We start from the raw sequence: 12,526 nt of genomic DNA, 5'->3' as shown, positions 1-12,526 counted from the left end.
GAAGTTAACTAGTTTTGTAAATTTATACAGTTCGTTCATCTATGTTTTTCCTCTTCAAGATATGAACTCCACCAAGAACTATTCCACTAGCTAGTAAAATACTACCTATTAGTAAAAAATTAAACATACCCGATGCTGTATCAGGTAAAACGGATCCTATTCCACCTGAATCTCCATCTGTTCCTACATTACTTCCTACACTCTCTTCGTCTTCTTCATCTGTATCCGCTTCTTCGGTTCCTTCAGCTGTAAATATAAACCGAAAATGTACCTCTAATCCTTGGTATTCATTCCCTAAATGCTCAGGAAATTTCACGGTTATGTCTAATTCTTCCTCGTTAGATGCCGCGAGTTCTCTTACGTCTAGCTGGTCAAAATCAGCTAGTTTACCAGAGTATAGTTCATTCGTTGAATCATTTATTTCCAAAACCAACTCATTGAACAATTTGTCTGTTCCTTCATTACTTACAGTCATTGAATAGTTAAAATCCATTTTTCCATCGTTTTTTACTGTAATTGTTCGTGGAGCCCAATCCCCTGGTTTTATGTTATCAACATTAAATAAAACATCGCTTGGGTTAAGGCTAATATCTATTTCTGAATCTTGATTCGAATTTGACTCATCTGCTATGGTCGATATTGGAGTACCAATGATAAGGAACACTATCATTATACTAGCACATAATATTAATACCCGTTTCAATTCATCGCCCCCTTTTACAAGCAAATTTTCTACGTAACTAAACGACTTCCTCTTCCTCCGAAGCTTCCTTCTTATTGGCAAGATCCAATTCCCGAATTGCCTGCCATATAGCAAATCCTGCATAACCAATCAAAATAAACCCTGGAATTAACAACATAAATGCACCATTTTGTGATTGAGCAAAATTTACTAAGTACCCTACATATGGAATTGTAAATCCAGTATATTCTGCCACGACATTTTCTGATAGAACTGGATTAATATCTTCTGCATCATTATTGTCTCCTTTTGTTCGGTATAACACTTCTTCTCCACTATGAATCACTTCTGTTATCCGGTGAGTTACTAACCGTTCGTCTTCCTGCATAAATGTTATCACATCATTTTCTTTAAACCGTTCCATATCTCCACCAGGTTCTACCGCTATGATGGACCCAGTTTTAATATCTGGCTCCATCGATCCGGATAGTACAGTTTTGAATTGATATCCAAATACTTCAGGCTCTCCACCAGAAGCCTTGGATGAAATGACAATGAATAACATGCCTATTAAGAACAGAAACAACAAAGCAGTAGTTAAGTGATTGAAAAATTTAAATACCTTGGACTTAGTCAACTTTTTCATCATCTTTTCCTCCTTCTTCCGGATCATCTATATTCGTGTTATTGGATTCCTCACCAGATCCATCTTCTTCAGATTCCTTTTCTACTGGATCATCCTCTTCTGTTTCTTCCTCTTTTACACCTTCATTTTTTTTGCTATTTTTATCACCCTTATCGACATCTTTATCATTTTTTCCTATTTCCTCATTATTTTGATTTTCTTGTTCATCAGCATTATCTTCGTCTGACTCATTTTCATCTTCTTCATTTTCGTTTGTTTCTTCAACTGAATCATCCTGTTTATCGGATTCTTCTTCCTCTTTATCATTTTCTTTACATTTAACCATTACTTTCTCACTCCATATTTCACTTTCGGAATCTCCTTCATAACCAGGTCGCTGGCTTACTTGGAAACTATATACCCCTTCAGCATCTATAACATGTGTTAGGTTGAAATATTCTCCCGCTTCTATTGGATTTAATGTACCATTTTTAATTTCCTCGCCATTTTGTTTCGGGTTTCCATTTTCAACATAATAAAGTTTATAATCACTAGGTCCAATCATGCTAAAGCCATTATTAATTAGTTGAACAGAAATTTCTATCTCAGGACAAGCTTTAACATTTTGATTTGGCACACCTGTAAATTCTAAATCACTTCCATCCCACCAAGTACCTGCTTGAATTGAAAATTTATCATTATTGATCGTGTTAAAATAGGCCCCCGTACCAGACGAAATGTAACTAAACCCAAAAACAACTATGTAAGTAAAAACAATTAGTTTAATTATGAAAACAAGCTTTTTTTTCTTTTTAAATTTCTGAAGCCGACTCATTCTCAAGGCCCCTCCCTCCTTATTACTCTTTATTTTGCTTTATTAAAGATACAAACCAATTTAGTAGTCCTTAATAAAACAAAATAACCTACTTCTTATATATGTTATGTAGGGAAGAAAGGTGGGAGACCCACCTTTCTATAAATTTAATTATCTTTGTTCGCCTTCTTCTTGCTGAGCATCAAATGTCCAAGTTAAGTTCAATGCGTCTCCTTGGAATTCATTTTGGTCTTGACCGTTATCAACAAATTCAAATGCAACGTACATTTGATCGTTATCTCCAGCAGCTAAACCACTATCTTCACCATTACCACCAAATAGCCAAGTCCAGAAGCTTTCTAGGTCTTCAACTGCATCAGGTGTTTGATTTTGAAGGTCATATAATGTTGTCTCACTAACAATATCGTTATAATCCCAACCTTCAATTGGATTCCAATCTGTCTTATCTCCATTTTCTAGGAATAATACTTTGATATGTTTACCCATATCATCCGTATTGTCACCTTGTGCATCGTCTACTGAATAATCCGTAAGTAAATCAACACTTGAAATTCCTAAGCTACCCTGGTTTATTAGTTCAAATTCACGGAAAATAACATCCCCTGGTTTTAAATTATCAACATCAACAATTGTTGTTGGATCCACGGATAAATCTAATGTACCTGCAGCAAACGTATTATTTGTTTCTTCTGCATCACTAAAATACGCAAATGTTCCTCCCCCTACTAATGAAATTCCTAGTGCAGCTGTTGCGATTCCCATTCCTAATTTTTTCTTAATACCCATTTTGTTTCCTCCTTAAATTTTTTGATTTTTTATTTTGAACCCTATGTAGAGTCAAAAATAACTTCATTCGTTCTTTTTAATGAACGATGTGACCTAAATAATATGGAACGATTAAGTGATTCTTGTAAAATGCCGATTTTTCATTTAATTCCCCCTTATGTATTTAAATAAGGATGACTTATTACCTAAGTTGTTCTTAGTAACGAACTATGATTAGAGTATAAAACAAAATGTTCTCAATACAAAACGTTAAAATCAAGTAAAATACTCAATAAAGAACAAAAATGCGATGATTTTCTTTGATTTACTCCTAGTTTCTTATATTTTCTATTTTTTTAAGAACATTTTGTTATTATTAAAGAACAAACAAAGTGAATATATTCCTATAATTCATGATATACCTAGTAATATAGAATTATTAAAAATTAGTATTAAAATGAATTATTTAACTTTTAAGTTATCCATTTATTCCTTATACTAAAGTTAATTAATGGATAAAGGAGAACGTATAATGAAGAAATTCTCAATATTACTTATCATTTTTGGTGTTTTTTTCTTAATATATGGTGGATATCAGTTCGTAAAATCAACAAATGAACAAAATAAAGCCTTAGCCGAGGCGAAGTCACTTGTTGAAGATAAGAATGTAGGTAAGCTTACAAAGGAAAATTTAACTGCATCAGAAGGTCCAACCTTTCCAACAGATTTCAACCCATCTACAGGTGAAACAATTGGTTTGCTACATATACCAAAGCTGGAATCAGATCTCCCAATTGTAGAAGGAACCGATGAGGATGAGCTTGAAAAAGGGGTAGGCCATTTTGCTGGTACTGCTTTTCCATTACAAAACGATCAAATTGTGCTATCTGGACATCGCGACACGGTTTTTAGAAGGATGGGGGAGTTGGAAATAGGGGATATATTAACGGTTAAACTTCCATATGGAGATTTCTCCTACGAAATCATGGATACCAAAATTGTGGACGCGAATGATCGAACGGTAATTGCCTCAACTGCACCAGATGAAGTGTTAACCGTAACAACGTGTTATCCGTTCTCTTATGTGGGGAATGCACCTGATCGATATATTATTACCGCTCTTCCTCAAAAAAATCAAACAGAGTAAACCTCAAGAAATAGAATAGACTAATACTATATTATCCTATATAATTTATCCATGATTTTCTAACTTGTACAATTGAATGTTATAGTGCTTTTCTTAATGGAGGAGAATTGTTGTGGATTCAAGAGTTGAAAAAAGACAAGCAAAAAAGAAGCGAAAATGGCCCTTTTGGGTTGGAGGAATTATCCTAGTATTACTTATTATTGGTGGGGGATTTTTCTTTTATATGTACGATAAGTTGGGAGATACCGTATCATCCATGCATGATCCTTTAGAACGGGATAATGACCCAAATCGTCAAAAAGAAATCACGGAAATCTTTAGCGATAAGAAATCAATGAACATTTTATTACTAGGTGTTGATGAACGTGCTGGTGATAAGGGGCGTTCAGATACGATGATACTCATGTCATTAAATCCGAACACAGATTCCATGGTTATGTTAAGTATCCCTAGAGATACCTACGTAAATATTCCTGGACGTGGAATGGACAAAATAAATCATGCATATGCATATGGGGATGTGGAATTATCCGTACAGACGGTAGAAGAAGCGTTTGACTTACCAATTCACTTCTATTCCAGAGTCAATATGGAAGGCTTCCAGCAGGGAGTCGATGCCGTGGGAGGGGTCACGGTAACAAATGAGCAAGAGTTTTCCCAGGATGGTTCACACTTCTCTAAAGGAGAAATTCAATTAAATGGGGAAGAAGCTTTAAACTATATCCGAATGCGAAAAAATGATCCTCGTGGGGACTTAGGGCGTAACGAACGGCAACGAGATGTTATCACTGCAGCAATTGATGAGGCGGCTAGCTTTTCAAGCATTACTAAAGTAGGAGAAATCCTTGATATCGTCGGTGGTAATGTAAAAACGGATCTCGATATGGGAAACATGCAAAACCTATTTTCCAATTACCTTGGAACACGTAAGAATGTCACAAATCTTGAATTAAATGGGAGTGGACAAACCATTGGTGGCGTTTGGTATTATATCGTTCCAGACTCTGAGTTTGATCGTGTTCAAACGGAAATACAAGAGCACATGGAACAATAAAAAGATCCCCCTTTTAAGTTACGACTAAAAGGGGATTTTATTTTCCACTTGTGGTTACCGATTCAAATGGAAAAACCGAAAAAACTACCTCCCCCTTTATTTTTTCTCGATCAATATTCCCTAGTTCTGTACTTCTGCTATCTAGGCTTTCACCAGGAGTACGATTATCTCCAAGTACAAAATATTCTCCCTCACCTACTGTTGTTTTCTCTAAATCATCTGGTATACCAGAAGTATATTTCTCTTCTATTTGATGCTCATTAACATAGACAACACCATCTTTAATTTCAACGGTTTCATTAGGCAATGCGATCACACGTTTTAAGACATCATATCCATCTTCACTTTCAAAGAGAATAATGTCATTACGATCTGGAGTGTAAAACATATTACTGCTAATGAGGAAATCATTATTCTCAAATGTAGGCGACATGGATTCTCCATTGACAATCGTAAAGCCAATCACAAATCGAAATACAAAAAAGATCCCTGCTAGTAAAAGAATAAAATATAGCCAGCTAAACATTTCTGATTTTTTCTTATAGCCACTTTGATCATCCTTTGTTCCATCATTATATACCATCATGTATCAACACAGTCCTTTACGAATCATTTGAAATACCTTCATTCGATTGTTGCTCGGAATCGTTTTGGTCATTTTCTTGTTGATCGGATTGTTGTTCTTCTGATTTACTCTGTGATTGTTCTTCGGAATTGCTTTGGTCGTTATTAGAATTACCAGATTCTTCTTCGGAATCGTTTTGACCACCTTCTGGTTTATCTGCTACTTCCTCAGAATTGTATTGGTCTTCTTCTGGATTATCTGAATCTTTCGGGTCTTCACCTACATGATTGTTAGATTGATTTTTCTCTGAAACATGATCCATTTTACGTTGAGCTTCTAGCATTATCTGATCTAGCTGACTTTCAATCGCTTTTTTATCTCCCGGTTCACTTGGTTCAAAATTAGCAATTAATTTATCAGCATACGATTGCAATGCTAAAACCCGCTTTTCTTTTTCCTTCATTGTAAATTCATTTATTTCATTTCGAACCCTCTCTATTTCAAATTGAATTTCTTTCCGCAAGCGTTCCGTCTGCTTACCTTGTTCATCAGTAATTGCCTGTTCAATCTCCGTAATAGATTCTGTTTTTTGTTGATTAAACCAGTTATTTAACAATGACTGAATATCCTGTTTTGCAACGACTACATTAAAACTTCCCCCAATAATAATACATACTAAAATAGAAATGAAGACCGCCTTTGACAACCTAGATTTAGGCAATAATTTTCTAAAATTCATTTTTTACCTCCTTAAGTAGAGTTGGTTAAGGTCCTAACACCATAGGACCTTAACCTGCTATAATTATTCACCCAAACCTGCTACAACTTCATCTAAGGCATCAATTGCTTCATTTTCTAGTTCTGCAGCTGCATCCGCAATGATTGATTGTTGTTCTTCAACAAGCTCGTCTAATAAATTATTAACTGCTTCACGAACATCACGCACCGCAAAGTCTACCTGATTTTTGAGATTACGAGCTGTAATTTCTTCCTGATTAGCTAACTCTGACTCGATGGCTCCTTTGGCAGCCTCAATCGCATCTTCCAATTCTTGCACAGCACCATCCCTAGCTGTATTTAACGCATCTGTAACATTCTCCACAGCTTCTTCACCTTTCGCACCAGTGTAATCTGTTAGATCATTGGTTGCGAATTCTTCCGCTTCATTTGCTAAAGCAGTAATTTCAAAGTAACCTGGCAGAAATACATCTTGATAAAATTGCTGCCCCATACCACTTAGGATTTCTTCTTTCGTACTGCCTAGTGATTCCAAATGACTTGCTTTAGCAGCATCAATCGCATCTTCAGCACTAGTTATTTCACTATCCCTTGTTGCATTTATATCTGCAGTTGCATCCTCTTTCATTCCGTTATACTCATCCTCGAGCTCTGGCATTAGCCCTTCTCCGTATTCCGTTACTTCATCCTCAATAGAATCAACTGTGTTTCCAAAAGCTGCATCGTACCACTGTTGTAATTGTTCACCTGCATCCGTATTAGCAAACGCAAATCCAACACTTGAGACAACACCTACTGTAACTGCACCTGCAATAATTTTTCCTTTTACTGTTTTTAATTTGATCATTTCATTCCCTCTCCCTTATTATCATAATTAGTCATTAAGTATTTCTTCTAATATTGATTCCGTTTCTTCTGATATTTCTTGATGAATTTGTTCCTTTTTGACACGTTCAAAATTCTTAAACTCCATATCTAAGAGCATTTTCTGGGTTGATTCTAACAAATTCACTTGGTAATTCTTTTGATAGTTCGCTATCCTTTGTTCTTTTTCCTCTGTTGTTTGTACTTGCAAGTTCCTCAAATCCATTTCCGATTTCTTGTGCTTATCTCTTACTTCCATGTTCCAGCTTTTTTCCCACTGCGATAATTCTTCTAAGATCATGGTGTAAACATGATCAGAATGATGAATAAAAATAGAATTGTACCAAGTAGAAAGAGGTCCTTTCCCTGAAGCTTGTACCGAATAAGACATGATTCCTACTAAAATAACTAGAATACAAACTGTTCGAACTGATTTCTGCATAATCACCACCTATCCCTTCATTTGGTAAGATATATAGAAATTCCTAGATGTTTACAATAAATATTCTTTATAACGTAATTTAAATCTTTATAAAGAACACTTTTGATAAGTATAATACAATTTCACAATTTTGAAAACCCCTATAACGAACGATAATTCATTATATAGAACAAAATTTTCTATTTATCTAGTTATTACTCTATCTTATTTACAAGAACTAAAAATATTACATCTTTATAGACTTTAGTAGTTTGGACTCATTGGAATTTTTAAAAATCATTCGCGAAAAAAAGTGGTATAATAGGATATGTGAACTTACCTATAAGGGGGAATCTAAATGAAAAGAGTCACCTTACTATTATCTGCAGTCCTGTTAATGGTGATGGTTGGTTGCTCTGACGATGATGAAGTGACACCTCACGACCGTTTTGAAACATATGTGGATCATTGGCAAAATCAAGAGTTTGCAAAAATGTATGACATGCTAACATCAGAATCACAGCAGGAATATTCAACAGAAGATATGGTTGATCGATATATAAAAATTTACGAAGATCTAGAGATTACGGATCTTTCTATTTCCTATACTGCACTAACAGATAAAGATCTTGATACTGCCATGGAAGAAGGAAGTGCAACACTCCCATTTACTGTAGAAATGGAAAGTATCGCAGGGAAAATCACCTTTGATTATGAAGCGACCATGAGTCAACAAGGCGAGGAAGAAGAAAAAACATGGTTTATAAATTGGGATCCAGGATTTATTCTCCCAGAGATCAAAGAAGGTGGAGAAATCGGATTAACAACAACAGATCCTACACGTGGTAATATCTTAGACCGAAATCACATGCCTTTAGCACTCAATGATAATGTATGGGAGATTGGACTCGTACCAGGTGAACTAGGAGAAAATGTGGAAGCAGATATAGAAAAAATAGCTTCTTTACTAAATATGTCTGTTGATGCAATCCATAACCAGCTAGATGCTAGCTGGGTTGGAGACGACACATTTGTTCCACTTCGAAAAATCCCAAAAACCAGTACCGAGATAACAGATCAATTATTTGAAATAGATGGTGTTATTGGTAATAATGCAACCGGTCGTATTTATCCATTAGGTGAAGCTGCTGCACATCTTGTTGGTTATATACGTCAAATAACCGCTGAGCAATTAGAAGAAAAAGACCCAAACGTATATGGACCAAACGATATGATTGGTAACACAGGTCTTGAACGAGCCTATGAGGAGCAGCTGAAGGGAGAGAAAGGTGTCAAAATCTATGTCTCCAAAGAAGGCGAAGAGGATATCACTATTGCTGAGAAGGAAGTTAAAAACGGAGAAAACATTATTACGACCATCGATGCCAATATCCAAGAAGCTATTTTTAATTCCTATGAGGGTGAGGCTGGAACTACATCTGCCATCGATCCTAAAACAGGAGAAACGCTTGCTCTTGTAAGTAGTCCAGCTTATGACCCGAATGCTATGATATATGGAATCTCACAAAGTGAATGGGACGAATTACAAAATGATCCAAAAAACCCATTACTTAATCGATTTACTGCCACGTTTGCTCCAGGCTCAGTCATTAAGCCTTTGACTGCAGCAATCGGATTACAAAACGGAACAATTGATCCGGATGAAGGCATCGAAATTAATGGTATGAGCTGGAGTAATGGCGAAAATTGGGGTGAATATGAGGTACGACGTGTATCAGAATCAGATGGCCCCGTTGACTTAAAAGATGCACTTGAACGATCCGATAATATTTATTTCGCTATGCAAGCAGTAAACATGGGAGGCGATTCCTTAGTCAATGGGCTTAAACAATTTGGCTTTGGTGAAAATATCCCATTTGAGTACCCAATTGAAGCTTCAACCGTTTCTAGAAGTGGAGACTTAAATGATGAAGTGCTACTAGCTAATGCAGCTTACGGTCAAGGAGAAATAGAAATGAGTTCCTTACATTTGGCAGCTGCCTATACTACTTTCTTAAATAACGGGAATATGATCAAGCCTACGTTATTAGAAAGTGAGGAAAAAGGTGCCGTATGGGTAGAAAGCCTTGTCTCCGATGAACAAGCAACCATCATGCTAGACGCCTTGCGTAGCGTGGTTACCAATGGAACAGCCCGAGCAGCAAAAGAAGCAAGTTTTCCAATCTCCGGGAAAACAGGTACAGTTGAGTTAAAACTAACCCTTGATGAAGAAGAAGGTGCAACCAATGGTTGGTTTGTTGGATACCCAACAGAAGATCAGGATATCCTTATCGCCATGATGGTTGAACAAGTACAAGAATTAGGCGGAAGCTCTATCGCAGTAGAAAAAGTCACAGACATCTTAGAACAATTTCAATAATTTAAAGGTGCCAGGCACTTGTCGAATCTTCGACAAGTGCCTGGCACCTTATTTTTCTACAGTAATTTTAATAGTTTATGAAATTGTTCTTCGTCTCGTTCGTCTAGCGCTTTATCGATTAGACGCTTCACATTTTGCTGTTCCAATTCATCAATGATGATTTCAACGTCATCATTCACATTTGTTTCTTCAAATTCAACATTATCATCAAAGTATGGCTTCGTAATAAAGTACAGCTTTATTAAAAAATCTGGTATATTAATGAGTTCTTCCATCGTAATATAAACCGTATTGTGTTCATTTTGAAAGGCAAATGCTGCATCAACATCTTGGATTTTTTTTGTTTCTCGATCTATTTTAATTTGATTTGCTTTAACAGGTACAAAATCATATGCTTCATCTTCAATTGAAATGGAAAAGCAGTGCTTTTCTAATTGTACATATAAATATTCCGCATCTTTATTTATTGAATAGGGCTCTAACAGATTCACAATGACCATGTAACTTTCCTCCCGATTCCTGTCTTAACAAACTATTCGAGTATTGTTATCTATTTAGATACCCTATTCACCAAAAATTAAACTACTTTTTTGAAAAATAGTAAAAAAGAAGTATGTCTTCCTTCATCAGGACATACTTCTTACTTTTATAATAATTTTACCAATGAATGAAAAGCTTCTTCATCACGATCATCCAATGCTTTATCAATCAACCTTTTAATATTCATTTGCTCTAACTCATCTAGAATTATAGCGTTTTCATTTTCATTCACTTTCGAGTCTTCTTCCAATGGATCATAATATGGTTTAGCAATGGTGTGTAATTGAAATAAAAAGTCTGGTAAGGAAAGCAGTTCGCTCATTGTCATATAAACAATATCTTTCCCTTTTTGAAAAGCAAAACGAGCACCGACATTTTCTACCTTTCTTGTTCTTCGGTTCACCCTAATTTCCTTTGCTTCTACAGGGATAAACTGATAAACCTTTTTGTTAATTACTACTGCGAAGTATTGGTAAGCTAAAATTATTCGAACATAGTCGTCCGTTGATTTAATATAATACGGCTTTAGCATTTTAACAGATATCAACGATTACACCCCCATTGTTTTTATACTCTCAATTTTCAGTTAATTAATTTTAACTTATTTTTTGCGAAAACACAAGGTTAATTGCAAGGATGGCCCTGCGACTATACAAGGCCACACCCTTACTGAACAATTTTATCTAAAATAAAACCTGCCATTCGTTCCACTTCCTGTTCGTGAAATACATAATGCTGCTCTAATTGCTCCAAATAAGATCCCGCTTCTTTTAAATGAACAATTCCTTTTTTCATATACGATTTATACGAATTATTGAGGTGATCAATTTCGCTTGCGTAGGTTTCATCAGTACCTGGAGTAACAAGCTCTTCATAAAGGTCTAACGTCTCATCTCCATCACGTTCAGGGAAAAATTCGTGTGGATCTGTACTATCAAAGATACAGAAGTTCAAATCCCTAACAAGGACCATATCCACACTATTTGGGTCAAAACTACAATGGTACAATTCTACATCGAACCCATGCTTCGCACATGCATCTTTAATTTTTTTCATGAATGTGGACTTTCCTGTTCCCGCACGACCTTTAATAAACACATTTCTTGATTGATTCTTTAGAAGGTCTGGTACGACATTGACTACCCCATTCTTTGTGTTTGTACCAAACAATCTCGTATATACTTTTGCTTCCCTGTCTATTTTTGGGATCCCTTGTAATAACTCTTCAATAAATTCTTCTGCAAGCTCATTCGCTCGACTTACGTTCATTTCATTTATATAAATTTCCTCGAGGTCGTCATGAATCCTTAATCCGGTCTCAAAGTTTTGATACGCTTTTTCCGTTTCATTTTCAAATTTAGCTTTCGTTTGTACATACTTTTCATTCTCGGGTATCTCTTCCGCTGAAAATAAATTTAAATCCATTTCAATGGCACCAGCCAAATCATTGGTTGAAAGTGTATCCACAACAATTGCTATTGATTTATCACGAATAATTACACCATCAAGAAATTCACTTCCTAATGGACTTAAAAGAATCTCCAGCTGACTTTTGTCTTCGTATTTGGAAATTACACTTTTTAGAACATGCGTTTTTAACGTTTGGGATGGATGATTTAAAAGGATAACATGATTAAAATTGCTTACATTCGATGGTAAAAAGTTCACAAACCCTTCCGCCGTATTTCCAGCAACATAATAGGAGATTAATTTATTTTTCAAGGAGACACTTCCTTTTAAATAGTTTTATTTAATTTATGTATAGTGCGGATACATGGTGATTTATTCGTTAAAAATTTTGATTACGATATTGTGGTTCATAATCCCCGGCGCTCCGGTTAAAGTCTTAGAAAAGTTTGATTGATTTAACTCCGTGAACGTCGATAACTTGGGATAATGGTTGATAAGTC

The 12,526-nt window shown here is 35.6% G+C and carries 14 protein-coding genes; 3 read left to right on the top strand and 11 right to left on the bottom strand.

Translation table 11 applies throughout. The annotated features are described in order from the left end of the window. Nucleotides 1-22: 22 nt before the first annotated feature. The 4 genes from BMX40_RS07445 to BMX40_RS07430 all read right to left on the bottom strand — a co-directional run bounded on the left by BMX40_RS07445 (nucleotide 23) and on the right by BMX40_RS07430 (nucleotide 2,928). Entirely contained in the window at nucleotides 23-703 is a 681-nt protein-coding gene (locus tag BMX40_RS07445; RefSeq protein WP_244513417.1) for a TasA family protein, read from the bottom strand. Nucleotides 704-740: 37 nt separating this feature from the next. Continuing rightward, nucleotides 741-1,328: a signal peptidase I SipW gene (sipW, locus tag BMX40_RS07440; protein ID WP_090868404.1), complete on the bottom strand. Its 588-nt coding sequence runs from the start codon at nucleotides 1,326-1,328 to the stop codon at nucleotides 741-743. Further along, nucleotides 1,312-2,142, bottom strand: a complete 831-nt coding sequence (tapA, locus tag BMX40_RS07435; protein WP_090868402.1) for an amyloid fiber anchoring/assembly protein TapA — start codon at nucleotides 2,140-2,142, stop codon at nucleotides 1,312-1,314. The genes sipW and tapA overlap by 17 nt, the downstream gene beginning before the upstream one ends. 150 nt (nucleotides 2,143-2,292) lie before the next feature. Continuing rightward, entirely contained in the window at nucleotides 2,293-2,928 is a 636-nt protein-coding gene (locus BMX40_RS07430) for a TasA family protein (protein WP_090868400.1), read from the bottom strand. Nucleotides 2,929-3,436: 508 nt separating this feature from the next. Between BMX40_RS07430 and BMX40_RS07425 the strand changes: the two genes are divergently transcribed. Then, nucleotides 3,437-4,054 carry a class D sortase gene (locus tag BMX40_RS07425; protein ID WP_425287845.1) on the top strand — a complete coding sequence of 206 codons (618 nt, stop codon included), beginning with the start codon at nucleotides 3,437-3,439 and terminating at the stop codon, nucleotides 4,052-4,054. A 112-nt stretch (nucleotides 4,055-4,166) separates the two neighbouring features. After that, entirely contained in the window at nucleotides 4,167-5,108 is a 942-nt protein-coding gene (locus BMX40_RS07420; protein ID WP_090868396.1) for an LCP family glycopolymer transferase, read from the top strand. A gap of 37 nt (nucleotides 5,109-5,145) precedes the next feature. Here the strand turns inward: BMX40_RS07420 and lepB are convergent, their stop codons facing one another. The 4 genes from lepB to BMX40_RS07400 form a co-directional block, all read right to left on the bottom strand. Then, the gene (gene lepB / locus BMX40_RS07415) at nucleotides 5,146-5,694 is read right to left on the bottom strand and encodes a signal peptidase I (protein WP_090868394.1); all 549 of its coding nucleotides are present in this window, start codon (nucleotides 5,692-5,694) and stop codon (nucleotides 5,146-5,148) included. 16 nt (nucleotides 5,695-5,710) lie between these two features. Further along, nucleotides 5,711-6,412, bottom strand: coding sequence for a hypothetical protein (locus BMX40_RS07410; protein ID WP_090868392.1), 702 nt, complete (start codon nucleotides 6,410-6,412; stop codon nucleotides 5,711-5,713). A 63-nt stretch (nucleotides 6,413-6,475) separates the two neighbouring features. Beyond that, nucleotides 6,476-7,258: a hypothetical protein gene (locus BMX40_RS07405; RefSeq protein ID WP_090868390.1), complete on the bottom strand. Its 783-nt coding sequence runs from the start codon at nucleotides 7,256-7,258 to the stop codon at nucleotides 6,476-6,478. A gap of 27 nt (nucleotides 7,259-7,285) precedes the next feature. Further along, nucleotides 7,286-7,717 carry a hypothetical protein gene (locus BMX40_RS07400; protein ID WP_090868388.1) on the bottom strand — a complete coding sequence of 144 codons (432 nt, stop codon included), beginning with the start codon at nucleotides 7,715-7,717 and terminating at the stop codon, nucleotides 7,286-7,288. A gap of 337 nt (nucleotides 7,718-8,054) precedes the next feature. Here BMX40_RS07400 and BMX40_RS07395 point away from each other — a divergent pair, with 337 nt between their 5' ends. Then, nucleotides 8,055-10,076 carry a penicillin-binding transpeptidase domain-containing protein gene (locus tag BMX40_RS07395; RefSeq protein ID WP_090868386.1) on the top strand — a complete coding sequence of 674 codons (2,022 nt, stop codon included), beginning with the start codon at nucleotides 8,055-8,057 and terminating at the stop codon, nucleotides 10,074-10,076. Between the two features lie 56 nt (nucleotides 10,077-10,132). Here the strand turns inward: BMX40_RS07395 and BMX40_RS07390 are convergent, their stop codons facing one another. The 3 genes from BMX40_RS07390 to BMX40_RS07380 form a co-directional block, all read right to left on the bottom strand. Then, nucleotides 10,133-10,576, bottom strand: a complete 444-nt coding sequence (locus tag BMX40_RS07390) for an IDEAL domain-containing protein (RefSeq protein ID WP_090868384.1) — start codon at nucleotides 10,574-10,576, stop codon at nucleotides 10,133-10,135. 146 nt (nucleotides 10,577-10,722) lie between these two features. Next, nucleotides 10,723-11,163 (bottom strand): IDEAL domain-containing protein, encoded by a 441-nt coding sequence (locus BMX40_RS07385; protein ID WP_090868383.1) that lies wholly within the window; start codon nucleotides 11,161-11,163, stop codon nucleotides 10,723-10,725. Nucleotides 11,164-11,282: 119 nt separating this feature from the next. Continuing rightward, complete coding sequence (locus BMX40_RS07380; RefSeq protein ID WP_244513415.1) at nucleotides 11,283-12,338, bottom strand: hypothetical protein; 1,056 nt, start codon at nucleotides 12,336-12,338, stop codon at nucleotides 11,283-11,285. Nucleotides 12,339-12,526 lie beyond the last annotated feature (188 nt).

It is taken from the genome of Oceanobacillus limi (genome assembly GCF_900111445.1).
Taxonomy (GTDB): Bacteria; Bacillota; Bacilli; order Bacillales; family Amphibacillaceae; genus Ornithinibacillus; species Ornithinibacillus limi.
Note: the sequence above shows the minus strand (reverse complement) of the source record. Positions and strands in the feature narration are given on the sequence as shown.

What these genes read in the sequence shown, in the direction of transcription:
- sipW (WP_090868404.1), bottom strand. Translation starts at nt 1,328, where the DNA reads ATGAAAAAGTTGACTAAGTCCAAGGTATTTAAATTTTTCAATCACTTA.
- tapA (WP_090868402.1), bottom strand. Translation starts at nt 2,142, where the DNA reads ATGAGTCGGCTTCAGAAATTTAAAAAGAAAAAAAAGCTTGTTTTCATA.
- BMX40_RS07430 (WP_090868400.1), bottom strand. Translation starts at nt 2,928, where the DNA reads ATGGGTATTAAGAAAAAATTAGGAATGGGAATCGCAACAGCTGCACTA.
- lepB (WP_090868394.1), bottom strand. Translation starts at nt 5,694, where the DNA reads ATGATGGTATATAATGATGGAACAAAGGATGATCAAAGTGGCTATAAG.
- BMX40_RS07410 (WP_090868392.1), bottom strand. Translation starts at nt 6,412, where the DNA reads ATGAATTTTAGAAAATTATTGCCTAAATCTAGGTTGTCAAAGGCGGTC.
- BMX40_RS07405 (WP_090868390.1), bottom strand. Translation starts at nt 7,258, where the DNA reads ATGATCAAATTAAAAACAGTAAAAGGAAAAATTATTGCAGGTGCAGTT.
- BMX40_RS07400 (WP_090868388.1), bottom strand. Translation starts at nt 7,717, where the DNA reads ATGCAGAAATCAGTTCGAACAGTTTGTATTCTAGTTATTTTAGTAGGA.
- BMX40_RS07395 (WP_090868386.1), top strand. Translation starts at nt 8,055, where the DNA reads ATGAAAAGAGTCACCTTACTATTATCTGCAGTCCTGTTAATGGTGATG.
- BMX40_RS07390 (WP_090868384.1), bottom strand. Translation starts at nt 10,576, where the DNA reads ATGGTCATTGTGAATCTGTTAGAGCCCTATTCAATAAATAAAGATGCG.